This window comes from Peristeroidobacter agariperforans (assembly GCF_004138335.1).
GTDB lineage: Bacteria > Pseudomonadota > Gammaproteobacteria > Steroidobacterales > Steroidobacteraceae > Steroidobacter > Steroidobacter agariperforans.
In genome coordinates this window covers 1,236,750-1,256,645 of sequence record NZ_RYFW01000002.1, presented here as the reverse complement: position 1 = coordinate 1,256,645, position 19,896 = coordinate 1,236,750, and the positions used below count along the sequence as shown (strand labels likewise).

17 protein-coding genes are annotated in these 19,896 nt (G+C 62.3%); 10 read left to right on the top strand and 7 right to left on the bottom strand.

Annotation, left to right across the window (positions count from 1 at the left end):
• The first annotated feature begins 25 nt into the window (after positions 1 to 25).
• The 7 genes from EK373_RS19305 to EK373_RS19275 all read left to right on the top strand — a co-directional run bounded on the left by EK373_RS19305 (position 26) and on the right by EK373_RS19275 (position 6,778).
• Positions 26 to 1,309, top strand: a complete 1,284-nt coding sequence (locus tag EK373_RS19305; protein WP_129645338.1) for a TadE/TadG family type IV pilus assembly protein — start codon at positions 26 to 28, stop codon at positions 1,307 to 1,309.
• Positions 1,310 to 1,322: 13 nt separating this feature from the next.
• Positions 1,323 to 1,778 (top strand): TadE/TadG family type IV pilus assembly protein, encoded by a 456-nt coding sequence (locus tag EK373_RS19300; protein ID WP_157994431.1) that lies wholly within the window; start codon positions 1,323 to 1,325, stop codon positions 1,776 to 1,778.
• 2 nt (positions 1,779 to 1,780) lie between these two features.
• Positions 1,781 to 2,266, top strand: a complete 486-nt coding sequence (locus EK373_RS19295; RefSeq protein ID WP_129645336.1) for a TadE/TadG family type IV pilus assembly protein — start codon at positions 1,781 to 1,783, stop codon at positions 2,264 to 2,266.
• Positions 2,263 to 3,456: an AAA family ATPase gene (locus EK373_RS19290; RefSeq protein WP_129645335.1), complete on the top strand. Its 1,194-nt coding sequence runs from the start codon at positions 2,263 to 2,265 to the stop codon at positions 3,454 to 3,456. The genes EK373_RS19295 and EK373_RS19290 overlap by 4 nt, the downstream gene beginning before the upstream one ends.
• Before the next feature lie 68 nt (positions 3,457 to 3,524).
• A complete protein-coding gene (locus EK373_RS19285) occupies positions 3,525 to 4,826 on the top strand; it encodes a CpaF family protein (RefSeq protein WP_407676207.1) in 1,302 nt (433 codons plus the stop codon).
• Between the two features lie 3 nt (positions 4,827 to 4,829).
• Positions 4,830 to 5,804: a type II secretion system F family protein gene (locus EK373_RS19280; protein ID WP_129645333.1), complete on the top strand. Its 975-nt coding sequence runs from the start codon at positions 4,830 to 4,832 to the stop codon at positions 5,802 to 5,804.
• A gap of 287 nt (positions 5,805 to 6,091) precedes the next feature.
• Positions 6,092 to 6,778 (top strand): type II secretion system F family protein, encoded by a 687-nt coding sequence (locus tag EK373_RS19275; protein WP_157994430.1) that lies wholly within the window; start codon positions 6,092 to 6,094, stop codon positions 6,776 to 6,778.
• Positions 6,779 to 6,784: 6 nt separating this feature from the next.
• On the opposite strand, the gene EK373_RS19270 is transcribed toward EK373_RS19275, so the two are convergent.
• The 3 genes from EK373_RS19270 to EK373_RS19260 are packed head-to-tail and all read right to left on the bottom strand — an operon-like array spanning position 6,785 to position 8,954.
• Positions 6,785 to 7,591, bottom strand: a complete 807-nt coding sequence (locus EK373_RS19270; protein WP_129645331.1) for a 4'-phosphopantetheinyl transferase family protein — start codon at positions 7,589 to 7,591, stop codon at positions 6,785 to 6,787.
• Positions 7,588 to 8,355 carry a metallophosphoesterase gene (locus tag EK373_RS19265; protein ID WP_129645330.1) on the bottom strand — a complete coding sequence of 256 codons (768 nt, stop codon included), beginning with the start codon at positions 8,353 to 8,355 and terminating at the stop codon, positions 7,588 to 7,590. The genes EK373_RS19270 and EK373_RS19265 overlap by 4 nt, the downstream gene beginning before the upstream one ends.
• 50 nt (positions 8,356 to 8,405) lie before the next feature.
• Complete coding sequence (locus EK373_RS19260) at positions 8,406 to 8,954, bottom strand: SRPBCC family protein (protein ID WP_232831158.1); 549 nt, start codon at positions 8,952 to 8,954, stop codon at positions 8,406 to 8,408.
• 137 nt (positions 8,955 to 9,091) lie between these two features.
• On the opposite strand from EK373_RS19260, the gene EK373_RS19255 reads away from it, so the two are divergent.
• Together EK373_RS19255 and EK373_RS19250 are read left to right on the top strand one after the other, a co-directional pair.
• Positions 9,092 to 10,729 (top strand): catalase, encoded by a 1,638-nt coding sequence (locus tag EK373_RS19255; protein WP_129645329.1) that lies wholly within the window; start codon positions 9,092 to 9,094, stop codon positions 10,727 to 10,729.
• A gap of 153 nt (positions 10,730 to 10,882) precedes the next feature.
• Complete coding sequence (locus EK373_RS19250; protein ID WP_129645956.1) at positions 10,883 to 11,632, top strand: FadR/GntR family transcriptional regulator; 750 nt, start codon at positions 10,883 to 10,885, stop codon at positions 11,630 to 11,632.
• Here the strand turns inward: EK373_RS19250 and EK373_RS19245 are convergent, their stop codons facing one another.
• The 4 genes from EK373_RS19245 to EK373_RS19230 form a co-directional block, all read right to left on the bottom strand.
• Positions 11,633 to 14,377, bottom strand: coding sequence for a TonB-dependent receptor (locus tag EK373_RS19245; protein WP_129645328.1), 2,745 nt, complete (start codon positions 14,375 to 14,377; stop codon positions 11,633 to 11,635). It lies immediately after the preceding gene.
• 189 nt (positions 14,378 to 14,566) lie between these two features.
• Entirely contained in the window at positions 14,567 to 15,709 is a 1,143-nt protein-coding gene (locus EK373_RS19240) for an endo-1,4-beta-xylanase (protein WP_129645327.1), read from the bottom strand.
• 34 nt (positions 15,710 to 15,743) lie between these two features.
• On the bottom strand, positions 15,744 to 16,919 hold the full coding sequence (locus EK373_RS19235) for an aldose epimerase family protein (RefSeq protein WP_129645326.1): 1,176 nt from the start codon (positions 16,917 to 16,919) through the stop codon (positions 15,744 to 15,746).
• A gap of 25 nt (positions 16,920 to 16,944) precedes the next feature.
• Positions 16,945 to 18,744, bottom strand: a complete 1,800-nt coding sequence (locus EK373_RS19230) for an IlvD/Edd family dehydratase (RefSeq protein WP_129645325.1) — start codon at positions 18,742 to 18,744, stop codon at positions 16,945 to 16,947.
• Between the two features lie 162 nt (positions 18,745 to 18,906).
• Here EK373_RS19230 and EK373_RS19225 point away from each other — a divergent pair, with 162 nt between their 5' ends.
• Positions 18,907 to 19,839: a Gfo/Idh/MocA family protein gene (locus tag EK373_RS19225; protein WP_129645324.1), complete on the top strand. Its 933-nt coding sequence runs from the start codon at positions 18,907 to 18,909 to the stop codon at positions 19,837 to 19,839.
• Positions 19,840 to 19,896: the final 57 nt, after the last annotated feature.

The following is a 19,896-nucleotide window of genomic DNA, read 5'->3' as shown; positions in this document are numbered from 1 at the left end:
GCCAACCCGCGCTGAGGAGCTTGCCATGCCGTTGCACGAATCACCCCATGCTCAACGCGGCGTCGTTGCCGTCCTGATTGCAATTGCAATGAGCGCACTGATCCTGACGGCGGGATTGGCCCTCGACATGGGACATGCGTTTCTCAACAAGACGCGTTTGCAAAACGCAGTGGACGCGGCGGCGCTCGCCGCCGCAAAAACGCTCACCGCCACTGAAGGGAACATCATCGCGGCCGAGGCAGAAGCGTTCGACGCATTCACTCGCAATGCAGAGACCGCAGGCAATCGAGAGCTGGAGATCTCTTATGGCAGCGGCGACGGTGACCTGGACGTCGCCGTGGAATTCTCCGCGACGCTGCCTCCATTCGCTGCTGGTGCGCCGAACGGTCCTTACGTTCGCGTGCGTGCAACCGGCTTTGTTATGCCCGCATGGTTGGTGAGTGTTGGCGGCATTTTCGAGAAAACGGTGTCCGCGACCGCTGTTGCCGGCCCCCGCACACTGAATGCCGGCAGCACCGTTTGTAACCTGGCGCCCATGATGGTGTGCGGTTCTCCCGGTGGACCGGGGATGTGGGGCTACGAGAACAACGAGGCAGTGGTCCTCAAGAATGCGACGCCTGGCGGTCAATCCACAGTCGGGCCCGGCAACTTTCAATTGATTCGGCTCGGCGCACCCGGCGGCAGCGTCGTTCTTCAAAACATGGCGGGCAGCTACAGCGCCTGCCTCGCCGGCGGCACGACGATAGAAACCCAACCCGGTGGCCTGGTCGGCCCGGTGGCGCAAGGCTTGAACACGCGCTTCGGCCGATATCAGGGACCGGTGAACGCGACGGAATATCCTCCCGATGTGATCGTGGAAGGCCAGTCGCCGGAAGTGACCGCGAGGCCCCGCGATGAGCGCGATCTCACCCAGGGTTACGACGTCTATCAGGGCGGCGATCGAATCACGCCCGAGAATATCCGCGATCGGCTGTTCGACTATCGAGACTATGAAGAGCAACTGAATAACGAAGACTACGATTATCCGCCTATCACGGACGGCGGCACCGGCGCGTTCGGACGCCGCGTTCTCGCGGTTCCCGTCGGCGACTGTTCCGGTACCGTCGGAGGCGCTGGATCGGTGCCGTTGCTGGGCTTCGCCTGTTTCTTTCTGCTGCAGCCGGTCCAAATGGGCGGCACGGTTTCGAACGTGTTCGGGCAGTTCGTCGACGACTGCTCCGTCAACGGCACGCCGGGGCCCAATCCGGTCACCAGCTTCGGACCGCAGATCATTCAGCTGTACGACGACCCAGCCAGTAACGATTCATGAAGGCATGACTCACATGCACACTCTCTCTTCAGGAGCGCACGGGCAACGAGGGATCGCAACCGTCGAGTTTGCGATCTGCGCGCCGATTCTGTTCCTGCTGATGTTTGCAACCGCCGAGATTGGCCGCGTGCTGTTTCAATACAACACACTCGTCAAAGCCGTTCGAGATGGCGCGCGCTATGCTGCTGCCGCTGCAACCAACAGTACCCGAGTCGTGAATATAACGAACGAGATGCGCACCGCGACGGTGAATCTGGTAATGACCGGTAACACGGCTGGCACTGGCGGGCCGCTGCTGGAGGGAATGGATCCGGGCGCCGTCATCGTGTCCAACAACGGCAACGGCTTCATATCGGTCGCCGCCACATACGTTTACGAACCGATGCTCGGCGCGACGCTGCCGACGTTCGGCCTTGGGGACGGGATCGATCTCTCCATGACGCTGTCCGCCGCCGTCATCATGAGGTAGTCATGCGCCGTCATCAGCAAGGTGTCACCTGTGTCGAGTTCGCCATCGTCGCCGCCGTGCTGTTCATGGTGATGTTCGGCGTAATCGAGTTCGGCCGGGCGCTGTTCATGGCCAATGCGCTTGCCGAGAGTACGCGCCGTGGCGCCCGAGTGGCTGCGATCTGTCCGGTCGGTGATTCAGGGCCAGCGCGAGTCGCGATCTTCGCCACTGCGAACGGCTCCAGCCTCATCGCTCCGGGCCTGACGACCGACAATGTCGTGGTCTCCTATCTGGATCAGGCAGGCGCCCCGCTAGCGAATCCGGTGGGGAGTTATGCCGCCATCCGCTACGTCCGGGTGCAGATCGTCGACTACTCGGTACAGTTGCTGATTCCATTCGTCATGCCCGAATTTCTGATGCCGGCTTTCACCGCGACGCTGCCCATCGAGAGCCTCGGGTATTCGCCGACGCAACAGGCTTTCCTTCCCTGCACGGTAGTACCCGCATGACGCACCCTCGTCATATCCTGCTCGTCGCGCGCCGCAAGGACATGCTCGATCATCTCGAGCAAATCCTGGCGGCCGCGGATTTCAATCCATCGCGACAGCTAAACAGCAACGGGCACGTCGATCCGTTGCATGGCGTGGATTCGCTGCCGGATGTCGTCATCCTGCATTTAAGCCATTTGTGGCGTGAGGAGTTGGAAGCGATTGCCGCGCGTTCGCCAGACCGCAGGCCCGCGCTTATCGTGGTCGGCGCAGCGAACGAGATGAACGTGATGCGCTTGGCGATGCAGGCCGGCGCTCGCGATCTCATTCCCGACCCCCTCAACCCCGCCGATCTGTTGCAAGCGCTGCAACGCACTCAGGACGAGCGCCGCCGCCCGGCTCCGGTGACCGCTGCGCGGATCTCGGTATTCATGAATGCCAAGGGCGGCTGTGGCGCGACCCTGCTCGCATGCAACGTCGCACACGTGCTCGCCGCGAAATCGAAGCAACGAGTGGCATTGCTCGACCTCGACTTGCAGTTCGGCGCCGCCCCACTCTATCTGGATCTTTATCCCAAACGCGGCATCGCGCAGGCGCTGGACAACCTGAGCCAGCTCGATGAAGTGGCGCTCGACGGCTACTTCGCAAAGCACGCGTCAGGGCTCAACGTTCTGAGCCACGCCGCCGATGAGCCGCTCGCGCCGGGCGCGATCTCAGCCGGCGCGGTCGGTCAACTGCTGGACGTCACGCTGCGCACTCATGAGCACGTGGTGCTTGACATGCCCCGCTGCGTGGATGAGGTCACGACGGCCGTAATGCAGCGAACGAATCAAATCGTCATCGTTCTTCAGCAATCCGTTACCGCTGTGCGCGACGCGACACGACTGATTCAATGGCTGCGCTCGGATGTCGGCGTCGCCAAGGATCAGCTGTGTGTCGTCATTAATCGTCACGACAAGAGCTCGGAGATCGGCGTCGACGACATCCAGAAGGCGCTAGCATGCAACGCGCCCACGCTCGTACCCAACGATTACAAAACCGTTTCTGAATGCATCAATAGCGGCACTGCCCTGCTCGACTACGCCGCATCCGCATCGATCACGCGCGCGGTGATGACTTTGGAGACGCGCCTCGGCGGCACCTCCGTCCAGCGGCGCTCCGGCATTATCGCGCGCACCTTTTCCAGTTTGATTCCCGGGAGATCACGATGAGCGCAGACCTCAGTCTGGCTGCCAGACACTCCATCGCATCGGGCGAGCCCGGCGAGACTGATGACCGCATGCGACCGCTGTCGCCCGCCGAGCGGGAGTGGAAGGAGACCATCTATCAGCGCCTGCTCAAAGTGCTCGATCTGTCGCTGCTGGGCGGCATGGAAGACAAGGACGCGCGCCGGCAGATTCGCGAGGTCTGCGAGAACCTCATCGCCGAAGAGCGCGCACCGCTCAGCATCGCTTCGCGCCAACGCATCGTCCGTCGCATCGAGGATGAAGTGCTCGGGCTCGGTCCGCTCGAGCCGCTGCTCGCCGACAAAACCGTCTCGGACATCCTGGTCAACGGCGCCCGCCAGGTCTATGTCGAGCGACGCGGCAAGCTCGAGCTCACCAACATCATGTTCACGAACGACGCTCACTTGCTGAACATCATCGATCGCATCGTATCGGCGGTCGGCCGCCGCATTGACGAATCGTCGCCGATGGTGGACGCACGACTGAAGGACGGCTCGCGCGTCAACGCAATCATTCCACCCCTGGCCATCGATGGGCCCACGCTCTCGATCCGACGTTTCGCGGTCGAGCTGCTCACCATCGACGATCTGATTCAACTCGGCAGCCTCACGCCGGCGATCGCGCAAGTGATGAATGCGATCGTGAAGACACGCTTGAATGTGGTGGTTTCCGGTGGCACGGGCGCGGGCAAGACCACGTTGCTCAACCTGATGTCCGGTTTCATTCCCGACACCGATCGCATCGTCACGATCGAAGACTCGGCGGAATTACAATTACAACAGCCGCACGTCGTGCGATTGGAAACACGCCCGCCGAACATCGAGGGCCGCGGTGCCGTCACCCAGCGTGACCTGGTACGAAACAGCTTGCGCATGCGACCGGATCGCATCGTGCTGGGCGAAGTTCGTGGCGGCGAAGCGCTGGACATGCTGCAGGCGATGAACACGGGCCACGATGGGTCATTGACGACCATTCACGCCAATACACCGCGCGATGCTCTTGGACGAATTGAGAATATGGTGTCGCTGACTGGCATCAGCTTTCCCACCAAGGCGCTGCGTTCCCAGATCGCATCGGCGATCGACATCGTCATTCAGGTCGAACGCATGGAAGACGGCCGGCGGCGCGTCGTCAGCCTGCAGGAGATCAACGGCATGGAAGGCGACATCATCACCTCGACGGAGCTGTTCGCCTTCGAGCGGCGCGGCGTCGATGCCAAAGGGAACGTGCTCGGCGAGCTCAAGCCGACGGGCATCGTGCCGGCGTTCCTGCGAGAAGTGCACGCCCGTGGCATCGAGCTGCCGATCGACGTGTTCCGGGCCGACGGCGCCGGCGCTCAGTTCACGCGGAGATAAGTCATGTCCAACGGCATATGGCTGTTCGTTTTGCTGGTGTTCTTCACCGTGGTGTTGCTCTTGCAGGGCACGGTGGTTCCGGTCTTCAGCGACTCTCGCAAAATGAGCAAGCGCATCCACGAGCGGCTGCAACGGCTGGCCGATGCTTCGGGAGGACCGGAGTTCACGTCTCTGCTCCGGGAGAAGTATCTGCGCGAGCTGTCGCCCTTCGAACGGATGCTGGAATCCATGCCCGGCATGGAGCGGCTGGCCCGCATTCTGGAGCAGGCCGGGCGCGAGACCAGCGCCTACCGCATAGTTCTGCTCGCGATATGTTTGTGCATCGGCGGCATGCTCGGTGGCTGGGTCCTGTCGCGGTGGTGGCTCGTGGCGCTCTCGAGCGGACTCATCGGGCTGGCCGCTCCCTTCGTCATAGTCCTCCGTCAACGTACACAGCGCTTCGCGCGCTTCGAAGAGCAGATGCCGGATGCGATCGACATGATTCAGCGTGCGCTCAAGGCAGGTCATCCGTTCGGCCACTGCCTGAAACTGGTCGCCGAAGACATGGAAGAGCCCATTTCGCGCGAATTCGAGCTTACCTTCGCCGATCTCAGCTACGGCAACGATCCCCGACGCGCATTATTTGGAATGTTGCAGCGAGTGCCCAGTGTCTCCGTGACTGCATTGATCACGGCCGTAATCGTGCAGCGTGAGTCCGGCGGCAATCTCGCCGAAAATCTCGCGAAGATCAGCGGCGTGATCCGCGGCCGCTTTCGCTTCCAACGGCGTGTCAAGACCCTCTCCGCGGAAGGACGGCTGTCGGGCTGGATCTTGTCGATGACTCCGATCGTCCTGTTCGGGGTCCTCTGGATGTTACATCCCGACTATATCGCCCGACTGATCGACCACCCCAAAGGGCCGACGATGATCTCCTGCGCGGTAGTCATGGGATCGATCGGGATCCTTTGGATTCGGCGCCTGGTCCGTCTCGACATCTAGGAGCTCCTGTGGACGCAGTATTGATTTCCTTGCAGGACTTCCTCGGCGATAACGGCGGGGCCGGGATACTGCTCATAGCGCTAGCCGCCGCTGCCGCATTCGCGCTCACCATGGGGGTTTCCGCGTTCGTCGTGGGACTGCTCGATCCGGTGCGGCGCCGTCTGGGACAGCTGGGCTCAGCGGATGGTGAGCGTCCGTCGGTGGCAACAAGCATGGCTGCGAATATGAGCAGCTTCGCCGCACTGGTTACGCCTCGCTCCGATCGCGAACGCAAACGGGTCGAGCGCTTGCTCGTCCATGCCGGCTATCGCTCGGCAAACGCCCGCACACTGTATTACGGCACGAAAGCGTTGGCGATAACGATTCTGCCCCTGACCGTGCTGCTCGCGTCACCGTTGTTTCCAAAGATCTCCACCAACCAGCTGATGTTGATGGCAGGCGGTGCAGGTTACCTCGGCTGGATCGTTTGCTCTGCGTGGCTCGACCGACAAGTCGCGAAGCGGCAGCGAGCGTTGCGCGCCGGATTCCCAGACGCTCTCGATCTTCTGGTCGTGTGCGTTGAATCCGGCCTGGGCCTGGCGCCCGCCTTGGCACGAGTCGCCGATGAGCTCGCGGTGAGCCATCCTGCGCTCGGAGATGAGCTCGCGCTGGTAAACGCGGAGATGCGCGCCGGCGTCGAGCGCGGCACGGCTCTCAAGAATCTGTCAGAGCGAACCGGATTGGATGATATTCGCGGGATGACTGCATTGCTGGTGCAGACGATGCGCTTTGGCACGAGCATCGCCGATGCCCTGCGTGTTTACTCGGAAGAGTTCCGCGATAAACGTACTCAGGCTGCCGAGGAACAAGCAGCTAAGATCGGCACAAAGATGGTTTTCCCGCTGGTGCTGTTCCTGTTCCCGTCATTTTTCCTAGTTGTTATCGGCCCGGCGGTCATCGGGTTGGTAGAGGTGTTCGGAAAGATCGCGCACTAGCGCTTGTCAGCCGCCCCCTTCCGACCTCTTCAGCACCTCCGCCTCCACCCCCTCCTCCGCCACCAACGGCACAACCTTCCTCAACGCAATCGACGGAGCGCCTTCGCCGCGGCGCTCCGCGCACACCGCCATCAGATATTCGTCCGTCGGCCGGTACTGCCAGAAGCTCCACCGGCTCGCGTCGTCTCCCAACGACGGATCAACCGCCAGATTCACCGCACGCTCGTGCGGATAGTGAAAGCTGAACTGCCCGAGCGGAATCGACAACCCCATGCCGCGCGCCTTGATATAGGACTCCTTGAACGTCCAGTACTCGAAGAAGCGATCCTGTTGTCGCTCCTCCGGCACGGTCGCAAGCTCGTCCACTTCGGACTTGGCGAAAAAGCGATCGGCGATGCCGAGCGAAACCTCGCGAGTTCGCAGGTTCTCCACGTCGATGCCGAGCTCGCGGCCTTGGGTGACGCCCAGGGCAATCAATCCGCGAGTGTGCGAAATGTTGAAGCACAGGCCGCACTCCTCGCGGCTGAGATTCGCGATCTCCGGCCGGCCGTAGCGATTATTCGCGAAGCGCCAATCGGTGGGCTGGACGTGCAGATAGCGCGACAGCACGGTTCGCACCAGCGCGCGAGTCACCAGATAGCGCCGCTGGTCGTCGGGAAAATAGAAACGAAATTCCTTGCCGCGCTCCTCTTCGGTCAGCAGCGCGCGATAGTTCTTGTGAAGCTCAGGATCGGCAATCTCGTGGTAATAGGCCAGCCACACATCGATATGGCGCGGGCTGGCGACCAGGCTGTCACGGCGTAATGGTGTCATAGCTCGTCGATGCAGAGGAGCTCGCGTTTGGCGATGCGCTCCTCGCCAGGATATCCCAGGGCATTGTTGATGTACGTTACACCATCGATGTCGATGCGGCGATTGATATGGCTGTGGCCATACACGTGCATACTCGACCCCAGCTGTCGGATCTGCCGGTCCAGCCGCGAGCTGCCGAGCACGGGATCGAGCAGGCGGTGCCGGCTCGAAACCTGCGCCGGTATCAGGTCGATGCGCGGCAGGAAATGAGAAAACGTGATGACCTTGCCCGCGCCCTGGGTTGAATTTCGCTGGTTCCGATCCATGAAATAGGTGGCCACGTCCTGAGGCTTGAAGTCTGCCGGCCACCGGCAAGCGTGGAAGTCCATCCACAGGTGGTACAACTCGGCGCTGGGCTCACCGAAGGAATAATCGTACCAGCTCAGCATCGGCGCGATCAGCACGTCGCCACGCCGATAAGGCTGCACCGAAGCGCCGCTGCGTTCCGCCAGCGCCACCACGTCGGCGAACTTTTGCAGCGAGGTTTGCTCCGGCGCCTCGCCCAATACCCACACGTCGTGGTTCCCCGGCACGAACAGCACTTTGGCGAAACGGGTCGCGAGCTCGTTCAGGCAACTGCCCAGTTCGACGGGCTTATGAGTTACGTCGCCCGCCAGGATCAGGATGTCGTCGCGATAGTCCGCCCGCGACAGCTGCCGCACCCATTGGAGATTGACGTCGAAGTCGACGTGAATATCCGACACGGCGAAGACTCTGGTTGCCATCGTCGCGAGCATGGGCCACGCGCCCTGCCCTGTCGACAGCTACGTACGACTCATTCGCAAAACTTCGCCAGGTTTGCCAGCGATGACGCCAGACCCGCGGCGTGATCCTCCGGGCTGATGCCCTTGGGCACGTTCTCGCAACGAACCTCCACTCGCGTGCCTTCCGGCGCCGGCATGAAGGTCCATGTGATCTTCATCTCACCCGCGAACGCCGGATCGTCGGAATCGAATGTGACCTGCTGCGCAATCAGCCGGTCGGGCACCAGCTCGACGAACCGACCCTGCACCGAATCGGAGTTCTCCGTCGTCTTGGCTGCAGCTGACGGTTGGTCGTACGTGAGCACCATTCGATAAGTGCCGCCTACGCGGGGCTCGAATCGATCGACGCGGCCGGTCATGCCCTCGGGCGGCAACCAGGCAATGAGCTCACGCGGATCCATGTGCGCACGATAAATTCTTTCCGGCGACGCATGAATGATTCGCGAGGCCGAGTCGACCCGGTTATATGTCTCGAACTCGTGCAGATAGCACGCCGGCGAGCTGTACTCGCGCTGTTCGTCTTCGTCATCCGGCGACGCCGATCGTTTGTCCTGACTCACGTAGTCCCCCGCTAGCGCTTGAGGATACCGCACTGTCGAAGGCTCCGGCCATTACGGATAGGGGCTGAGGAACAGTGCTCTGCAGGCAAGTATTGTCTGCGGTCCGGTTCGCGCACGCCGATCGAAAGGAGCCTCCTATGACCGAGCAGCATCGCACTCTGACCACTCGCCAGGGTCATCCAGTCACCGACAACCAGAGCCTGCGTTCCGTGGGCGAACGCGGACCGGCGACGCTCGAGAATTATCCATTCATCGAGAAGATCACGCACTTCGATCGCGAACGCATCCCCGAGCGCGTCGTACATGCGCGTGGCACCGGCGCTCATGGATATTTCGAGGCGTACGGAAAAATAGGCAAGGATGCGGCGACCAAGTACACGCGTGCGAAGGTGCTGACCCAGGCCGGCGTCAAGACCCCGGTGTTCATTCGCTTCTCTACCGTCATCGGCGGCAAGGAATCCCCGGAGACGGCGCGCGATCCGCGGGGCTTCGCCATCAAGTTCAAGACCGTCGACGGCAATTGGGACCTGGTCGGCAACAACCTGAAGATCTTTTTCATCCGCGACGCCATCAAGTTCCCGGACATGATTCACGCGTTCAAGCCCGACCCGGTGTCGAACCGGCAGGAGCCATGGCGCTTCTACGACTTCGTCTCGTTGCATCCGGAAGCGTTGCACATGGTGACGTGGGTGAAGAGCCCGTGGGGCATTCCCGCGGACTATCGCCACATGGAAGGCTCGAGCGTGAATACATACAAACTGGTCGACGAGCGCGGCCAGGCGGTGCTGTGCAAGTTCTCTTTCGAGCCGAAGCTGGGGGTGAAGAATCTCACCAGCAAACAGGCCGCCGAGATACAGGCGCGCGACGTGGGCCATGCCACGCACGACCTCTATGACGCCATCGAGCGGCGCGACTATCCCGAATGGGAGATGTGCGTGCAGATCATGGCGGATGGCGAACATCCGGAGCTGGACTTCGATCCGCTCGACGACACCAAGCGCTGGCCCGAAGACAAGTTTCCGCTGCTGCCGGTCGGCCGGCTGGTGCTCGACAAGAATCCGGCCAACGTGTTCGCGGAGACCGAGCAGTCCGCGTTCGGCACCGGCGTACTGGTCGACGGCATCGATTTCTCGGACGACAAGATGCTGCAAGGTCGCACCCTTTCGTATTCGGACACGCAGCGCTATCGGGTCGGCCCGAACTACCTGCAACTGCCGGTGAACGCACCGGCGCAGCCGCCGGCAACCAATCAGCGCGACGGGCAGATGGCTTATTTCGTCGATGACGGCGGCGAGAATCCGCACGTCAATTACGAGCCGAGCAACATCGGCGGATTGCGGGAATCGCCACGCTCCGGCCCGGACTATCACCAGTACGTCGAAGGCCATCTGGGCCGCTATCAGACCACCCGCACGTCCGACGATTACAAACAAGCCGGCGAGCGCTATCGCACGTTCGAAGCTTGGGAGCGCGACGATCTGATCGACAATCTGGCGACCGATCTGAAGCAATGCCCGGAGCAGATCCAGCTGCGCATGGTCTGGCACTTCTGGCACTGCGACCCCGATTACGGCACCCGCGTCGCGCAGGGCGCCGGAATCGATCTGGAAAAGGCGAAGGCGCTGCCGCCGCTCGAGGGCAAGCCCGCGCCGGGACAGAATCGCAAGGGTCCGACCTACTCCAATGGCGAGCCCGAAGGCGATGCTCCGGAAGCAAATGTGGCAGCCCGGCAGCGCAAGAGCGGCGGCTCCGGACGAGGCATGCGGCACCGGTAGTCTCGAGAATTGCAGGGAGCCGGGGCTGAGCCGATCGCAAGCTCGGCTCCGGCCGAACGCCGCGCGCGTTTTGACGAGACGTCCTGGCAGGGAGCGCCGCTGAATGGTAATGTCCATTTATATGACGAATAGGACATTCAAGTCATCGCCGTGATCGAGACAACTCCCGCGGAGCTGCGGCTCAACCTTGGCCGGAATCTGACCCATGGCCTGCTCGACGCACTCGGCCGTGCGATCGTCACTGGCCAATACGACAACGGCGCTTTTCCCACCGAGGCGGAGCTGGCCAAACAACACGGCGTCAGCCGTTCGGTGACGCGCGAGGCGGTCAAGATGCTGACCGCCAAGGGCCTGGTCAGCGCCCGGCCGCGCCAGGGAACGATCGTGCAGCCGCGCTCGTCGTGGAATCTGTTCGACACCGACGTGCTGCGCTGGCTATTGAACCGGAAGTTCTCGCTCGATCTACTCAGACAATTCAACCAACTGCGCAGCGCCATCGAGCCCGAAGCGGCGGCGCTCGCAGCGCTGCTCGCCGATGACAACGAGTTGGCTGCGATCAATGCCGGCCTGGAGCGGATGAAGGCGGCGGAAACCGGCGGCGAGCAGATTCTCGAAGCCGACATCGCATTTCACGTAGCGGTGTTGAAGGGTTCGAAGAATCCTTTCTTCGCGCAGTTTCAGGACGTGGTCGCCACGGCCCTGCGCAGCTCGATCCAATTCACGAACCGCCTCAAGGGCCATTCGGCGAGCATTCCGGATCACGCCGCGGTCGCGCACGCGATCGTGAAGCGCCAGCCGGAGAAGGCTCGCGCGGCGATGAAGAAGCTTGTCAGCGATGTGCTCGACCTGATCGATGCGGCCGAGCCGGAGAAATCCGGCAAAGCAGCCGCCAAACGACGCTGATCAGAATCTGGCGCGCAGGCTCACGCCGAACGTACGCTCGTCGTCGCGCACGTCGTGCGGGAACGATTCGTTGCCGAAGTAGCTGTAGTACCTGGCCTGCGTGAGATTCGTGCCGTCGATGCTCACGGTCAGGTAGTCCGTGAAGTCATAACCCAGCGAGAAGTCCAGCCGGCCGTTATCACGCACTCCGTTGAACTGCGCACCAGCGCCGACCGGCGCGAGCAATCCGCCGAGCAATGTCTCCGTGTAGTCCGAACGGTGCGTGTAGATCAGCCGGCCCGTGACGCCCGACTGTTCATACAGCAAGCCCAGGTTGTAGCTGTACTTGGACACGCCCAGCAGTTCCTCCCCTTCCAGCACATCGTCCCTGGTCGTGATCTCGCTATCGGCGAGCGTGAAGTTCGCCATCGCGCCGAAGCCGCTCCAGAAGCCCGGCAGGAAGTCGAAGAACATCTGCCCCGCCAGCTCGATGCCTTGCAACTCGGCGCTGCCGACGTTGCGCGGACGAGTGATGTTGTAAGTGACGCCATCGATCGTCTCGGGGTTGATGGCGTCGACGATGCGATCTTTGATGTCACGGTAGTACAACGCCGCTGACACGTAGTTGCTGCGCGCGAAGTAGTACTCGACCGTGAGATCGTACGCATCCGACATCTGCGACTTCAGGTTCGGGTTGCCGCCGAAACCATTCGGGCGAATGTTGGCGTTGATCGGCACCTCGTACGTCAGGCCCGGATTGAGGTCTTCGAATGCAGGCCGCGCCATCGTGCGCGCCGCCGAGAAACGGAACTGCAGATCTGGCGACAGTCTCAAACGTGCGCTGAAGCTCGGCAGGAAGTCGTCGTCGCTGGTGTCGGTGGTCACGGGCGTCAACACCGCCGCCGGAGCTGGATCCTCCGCCGTCGGCGCCGGCGTGACCGTGCCCGTGCCTGTTATCTCACGATCCGTGCGCACCATGCGGCCGCCCAGCAAGCCATCGAGCTGCCAGCCGTTGCCGAATTCGAACTGATACTTGCCTTGTAAGTAGCCGGCATACGCCTGCTCGTTCGCATCGTAGTTGCGCGTCGGATTCCAATCCGGATCGCCGGCCGGCGCGCCATACAACGCGCGCAGTGTGTCGGTCTGATCGAGCAGGAAATTGCGATTCGGCGTCAGCCAGTGCTGACCGCCGTTGATATAGGAAATGCTCGAGGGCGAGCGCACCAGGAAGTTGCCCGGCAGGTCGACCGAGCTCACCAGCGTGGTGCGATTGCCGCCGGGCGCTTCGGGCCCGCCGGAGAATGCCCGAAACGTCGAATCGCGGTCGGCATAGCGCAATCCGAACTGGATCTGACCGAGCCAGCCATCCAGGTCATAAGCGCCATTGGCCGCGACCGCGAACTGCTTGCCGACCGCGTCATTGAGATCCTGGAACAAGCTGTTGGCGAATCGGAAGTCGTCCGCGACGCCGAGCGGGTTGCCGGCCATGTCGGTCGTGCCGTGCTTGTCGTCGTCGACGGTCACGTCGACCGTGGGCACCTGCTTGCCGATGTCCACGATGATGATGCGGTTCTCGGTGTGCGAGCGCTCGTAGGAAACGTCGCCGTCGAAATGCCACGAGCCGGCGTTCCAGCGCACGCCGGTGGCGATCACATATTGGTCGGTGCCGCTGTCCCTGGCCTGCGTGCTGGTCAAGCCTGGAACGTTGTTGAAGCGCGCCGACTGCCCGACGCAGAGACTCTGCAAGGGATCGGGTGGCACCGGCGGATCGGCTTGGGGATCGCCTTCCGTGCCCTGGAAGCCTGCATCGTTGACACGATAGCTGTCGCAACGCCCCGTAGGCGTCAGGTTCGTGATGTTCTGGGCGGCGAAGATGTCGGAGAAGATGAAATCCGTCTCCCAGCGCGACTCATACTCGGTGTAGATGCCGTCCGCGTAGATCTCCAACTCATCGGAGGGCTGCCACTGGAACGCCGCATTGACCTGCGGACGCTGATAGTCGCCGTACTGATTCAAACCGCCGACGCAGGTCGGCAGGATCGCGCCGGCGCCGCCCGCCGGACCATTGCTGCCCGAGCGCGGATCGCAGTTGAAAGAGATCGGACGATCGAAATCGATATCCGAGTAGGAAACATTCAGCAGCGCACCCATCTCGCCATCGCCGACAGCCCAGCGATTGCTCACCAGACCGCCGATGGTGCCGCTGACCTTGTCGACATTGTCGCCATAGATGCCGCGCGTGTTGACCGCCCCGCTCCAGCCCTGTTCGAAATCGAATGGCTTGTGCAGCCGCAGGTTGATGACACCGGCCACGCCGCCTTCGATCAGACTCGCGTTGCTCGACTTGAATACATCCGCGCCGGCCAGCGCTTCGGCCGGCAGATCCTGAAACGCAAAGGCGCGGCCGACACCGGTGAAGATCTCACGGCCATCGAGCGTGGTCAGAATGTCTGGAATGCCACGAATGATGGGATTCGCGATTTCGTTGTTGTCGTTGACCGTCACTTGCACGCCCGGCACGCGCTGCAGAGCCGCTGCCGTGGTGTTGTCCGGGAACTTGCCGATGTCGTCCGCAACGATCGAGTCCATCACCAGATCGGAGTTTTGTTTGATCTCCGCTGCGGCCTCGAGGCTGGCGCGCAGACCGACGACCACCACTTCCTCGATCTCGCCACCCTGTGCCGGTGTCGACTGGGCATAGGCCGCCGATGTCGTGCTCAGCGCCAGCGCCGTCGACCATCGCAGGATGCCGTCCACCGTGCCCATGACCGCGCCTCCCGAAAACTATTTCGAGAATGCTCGTCTGGTCAGCGGGCGGCGAGACGGGCATGCCCGGACAGGCTTTGACTGCGCCTGACTCGGAAACGTCTCACGTCCGATTCGGCTGAGCAAAACAAGAAAGGGACGAAACCGTCCGTGGCTCGTCCCTTGGGGATATCGGTTATTCGCTATCGATTACCGAGTGCCGGCTGCCTCGCGCGGCGAACTGGTCAGGCGCTTGATCAGCTCCGTTTCAGCTGCTCGATACGGCTTGCCGTCGGCGCGGAACACGTCGTGGAACCAGATGGTCGGCTCTTCCGCCGTGTAGGGCTTCTTCCAGGAATCCCAGGGCATGCGCGTCTGCGTCTTGCCGTCGACCAGGCCCCAGTTGAACATCGCCACGTTGTGACGTTTGCCGAGCGGCAGCGAGTTATCGAACGTCGAGCCGTTGCCGCGCGCCATGTATTCCGTGCACAGCAGAGGACGCCCATAGCCCTGCAACTGCTTCACGCGACGCTCGAAAATTTCCGGCCAGCTGTAATCGTGGAAGGAGATCACATCGGACTGCGTGATCTGAATCTTCTCGATGGCGTTAAGCTTGTCGAGCGACGACCAGTCATCGTGATGCCACACGCCGCTGGTGAGAGGCTGCGTCGGCTTCTGCGAGCGCGCCCACTCGAATACTTGCGGCAGCAGGGTTTCGACATACTTTTGCTTGCCGACGTGCTTCGGATAGTTGCCGCCGCCGTCGTTATCGGGCTCGTTCCAAACGTCCCACGCCAGAATGCGAGCATCCTTCGCGAAGGCTCCTACCACGCCCTGTACGTACTCGCGCAGCTTCGGGTACTGAGAAACATCTTCCAGGCGTGCGCGGCCGGGAGCCTGCACCCAACCCGAGTTGTGCACGCCGGGAATCGGCGGACGCTGCGGACCGAGCTTCACCTCCGGATCCCAGCAGCTGTCGAACAGCACGAACATGGGCTTGATGCCATGCTTGGCGGCGATCGTGAGGAATGCATCGATGCGCTGCTTGAAGCCCTTGGCGTCCTGCTCCCACAACAGATTGTGCAGATAGACGCGCATGGTGTTCATGCCGATGGCCTTCGCCCAACCCAGCTCCTTGTCGATGGTCGCCGTGTCGAAGGTGTCGGCCTGCCACATCTCCAGCTGGTTGATGGCATTGGCTGGAATGTAGTTGGCGCCGACCAGCCAGGGCTGGCGGTTGTACCACTCATGGGCCTGCTGCTCGGTCCAGCGCTCGGCCGCGAAGGCCGGAGCGGCGACCAACAGCGCCAGTTGCATCAAGGCAACGAGCGCGATGGAGACAATTTTGTTCATGCGGTTTCTCCTATGACGGGCGGCGGCGGGCGCTTCAGTGCGCACGCGCTCCGTTGACAAACAAACGATAGACCAGGACGTTCCGATAAGTCGCGCCTGGCTCGAGTCGCGCCGAACCGAGTTTCGGCTGATTGGGCACGTCAGGCGGCAGCTGCGGCTCGAGCACCAGCGCATCGCCCTGGCGATACAGGCGGCCGGACTTGCCGATCACTGTGCCATCCAGGAAGTTGCCCGAGTAGAACTGCAGCGCCGGCTGATTCGACAACAGCTCGAAGCCACGACCGGTGGTGGGTTCCTCCACTCGCGCCACCAGCCGCGGCTCATTGGTCACGTCGCGGGCAATCATGAAGTTGTGATCGTAACCCTTGCCGTAGACGATCTGCGGATCGCGCGCTTCGCGCACGCGTGCGCCGATCGGTTGCGGCTTACGGAAGTCGAACACCGTGTCCGCAACCGGCTGCAATTCGCCGGTCGGAATCAGCTTTTCATTCACCGGCGTGTAGTGTTCCGCAGGAATGGTGAGGATGTGTCCCATCGCTCCGACCGCAGCGCCCTCGCCGGCCAGATTCCAATAAGCATGATTGGTGATGTTCGCAATCGTCGGGCGATCGGTCGTCGCCGTGTACTCGATGCGCAGCTCGTTCGCTTCGTTCAACGAGTAAGTGGCGAAGACGGTCAGCGTGCCCGGGTAGCCTTGATCGCCATCCTTGCTGACATAGCGCATACGAACCGACGCCGTGTCGCCACGCTTCACATCCACGACTTCCCACAGGACTTTGTCGAAGCCGCGCTCGCCACCGTGCAGCGCGTTGCCGTTATCGTTGCGCGGCGTCTGGTACTGCTTGCCGTCCAGCGTGAACTTGCCGTCGGCGAGGCGATTGGCGAAGCGACCCACGGTCGCACCGAAGTAATTGGGCTTGGCCAGATAACCGTCGAGCGAGGAATGGCCCAACGTCACATCGGCGAGCTTGCCGTCACGATCGGGCATCACCAGCGATTGCAGCGCCGCGCCGTAGTTGATGACCCCCGCTCTCACGCCTTTGGCATTCCGCAAGGTGACCACTTCGACCGCTCGACCGTCGGCCAGCTTGCCGAAGGATGCGCGTGCATAGTCGGCCGCCTGCGCGCCCGCACTCACGAGTGACATGGCGCATATCAGGCTTAGCGGCGCGACGCTGACCAGCGTCGCGCTCATCGAACGTTTCGACATCGAATTGCCCCCAACTGACTGGTAACTAGTGGCTGTCGCGCAGATTGTCCACCGTCTGCGCCAGTCGCTGATATTTCACGGCCATTTCCAGCACCGCGCCGGTCTCGAACTGACCCGTCAGCGCGCGATGGATTTCTTGCCACGGCGTTTGTGACTGCGGATACGTCGGCCCCGCAGCCTCGGCTTCTTTACGACGCGCAGTGAGCTCTTGATCTTCGATCAGCACGCGAACTTCACGACGGCGCAGATCGATCCGCACGCGATCGCCAGTGCGGAGCAAGGACAGGCCGCCACCGACCGCCGCCTCGGGCGAAGCATTGAGAATCGAGGGCGAGCCCGACGTTCCGGACTGCCGGCCATCGCCGATGCAAGGCAACGCATCCACGCCGGCGCGAATCAGCGCGGCGGGCGGACGCATGTTCACAACCTCAGCACCGCCCGGATAGCCAATCGGCCCCGTGCCGCGGATCACCAGAATCGAACGATCGTCGATGCCCAGCGCGGGATCGTCGATGCGCGAGTGATAGTCCTCGGGACCGTCGAACACCACGACCTTGCCTTCGAATGCATCCGGATCCTTCGGATCGGACAGATAGCGCGCGCGGAAGTCCGGTGAGATCACGCTGGTCTTCATGATCGCCGAATCGAACAAATTGCCCTTGAGCACGGTCAGTCCAGCGTTCGGCTTCAGCGGCTTCGCGAAAGGTCGAATTACATCCTCGTCGATGCTGCGAGCATTTGCGCAGTTCTCGCCGATGGTCTTGCCGTTCACCGTCAACGCGTCACCGGCGATCAGGCCGGCGCGAATCAACTCGCCAACCACGGCAGGCACGCCACCCGCGCGGTAGAAATCTTCACCGAGATACTCGCCCGCCGGCTGCAGATTCACGAGCAGCGGCACGTCGTGGCCGTGGCGCTCCCAATCTTCCAGCGTCAATTCCACACCGACGTGACGTGCGATGGCGTTCAAGTGAATCGGCGCGTTGGTCGAACCGCCGAGCGCCGAGTTCACGCGAATCGCATTGAGGAATGCGTCGCGAGTGAGAATATCCGAAGGCTTGCGGTCTACGTTGACGAGCTCGACGATGGTCAAGCCAGTCCGGTACGCACACTCCTGGCGGTCGCGATAGGGCGCGGGAATCGCAGCGGATCCGGGCAAAGACATGCCGAGCGCTTCGGTCAGCGAGTTCATGGTCGTCGCCGTGCCCATGGTGTTGCAGAAGCCGGTCGACGGCGCCGCCGACGCCACCAGTCGCACGAAGCCTTGATAATCGATCTCGCCCGCCGCGAGCATGCTGCGCGCCTTCCAGACGATGGTGCCCGAACCGACGCGGCGCCCTTCGTAGAAGCCGTTGAGCATCGGGCCCACGGACAGCGCGATGGCCGGCAGATTCACCGTGGCGGCCGCCATCAACGCCGCGGGCGTCGTCTTGTCGCAGCCGATGGTCAACACCACGCCATCCAGCGGATAACCGAACAGCGTCTCGACCAGGCTCAAGTAAGCCAGATTGCGATCCAGGCCCGCGGTCGGCCGCTTGCCGGTCTCTTGAATGGGGTGCAGCGGAAATTCGAGCGGAATGCCGCCGGCCTCGCGAATGCCGGCCTTGACGCGCTCGGCCAGGACCAGGTGCTGGCGGTTGCAGGGCGTCAGATCGCTGCCGGTCTGTGCGATGCCGATGATGGGCCGGTCGCTCTGCAGCTCTTCGATCGACAGGCCATAATTCAGGTACTTCTCGATATAGAGCGCGGTCATGTCCGGATTCGACGGATTGTCGAACCAGGAACGCGAACGCAGTTTCCGACGGCCTTGCCCATTGTCGATCATTCAAGTCCCCTGCCGCGAGGCGGCCCCGCTGTTGCTATTGGCGGTGTCGCAGTCTATAAAGCCTATATATCATATAAATCAGCTTTGCCGCGACGAAGATAGCCGCAAGCGTTGGCAAATGCCAGCGTCTATCGCCGGCCCGGCTCGACGAGGTTCACGAAGGTGGGATCAGCAGCGATCAAGCTCGCGCTCGTGGGAGTGGGAAAAATAGCTCGCGACCAGCACTTACCCGCGCTGGCGCGCAACCCGGCCTTCGAACTGGTCGCGGCAGTGAACCGGGGTGGGCCCCTCACCCACGTGTCCACCTTTTCTGACGTCGCCGCAATGCTGGCCTCGGGCATCGAGGTCGACGCCGTGTCCTTGTGCACGCCGCCCGCCTGTCGCTATGAGCTCGCGCGCGAGGCGATCGAGGCCGGACTGCACGTAATGCTAGAAAAGCCGCCGGCGGCAAGCGTCGAAGAGGTTCACGATCTCGAGCAACGCGCGCAACGGCGCGGGCTGACGCTCTTTACCACCTGGCATTCACGCGAAGCGGCTGGCGTAGAGCCGGCACGCGAGTGGCTCAGTGAACGAACCATCGAGAGCGTTCGCGTCACCTGGAAGGAAGACATTCGCGTCTGGCATCCCGGACAGCACTGGATCCTGCAGGCCGGCGGCATGGGCGTGTTCGATCCGGGCATCAACGCGCTGTCCATCCTGACGCGCATCCTGCCGGACAAGCTGACGATGCGCTCGGCGACACTGGAATATCCCAGCAACTGGGAATCGCCGATTGCGGCGGAGGTTGCGATGTCGCACGGCTCCGCAGCGCGAGTGCAAGCCTCCTTCGACTTTCTCTATTCGGGCACGCCCTGCTGGGACATCGAAGTGCTCACCGATGAGCAAACGCTGCTGCTCGCCGATGGTGGCAGCCGTTTGTACATCGATGAAATGCCGCACCTGGCAGCCGCCGATCAGGAATATGCGCGACTGTATCGGCGCTTCGCCGAGCTGATCGGGGCCGGCAGCAGCGATGTCGACTCGACACCATTGCAACTCGTCGCGGACGCCTTCAAGCTCGGCCACCGCCAGCAAAGCGCCGCCTTCCATTTCTAAAGCCGCCTTGCTGAACGTCAGCGTCCTCTTGGCTATGAACAGCGACCACGGATAGAG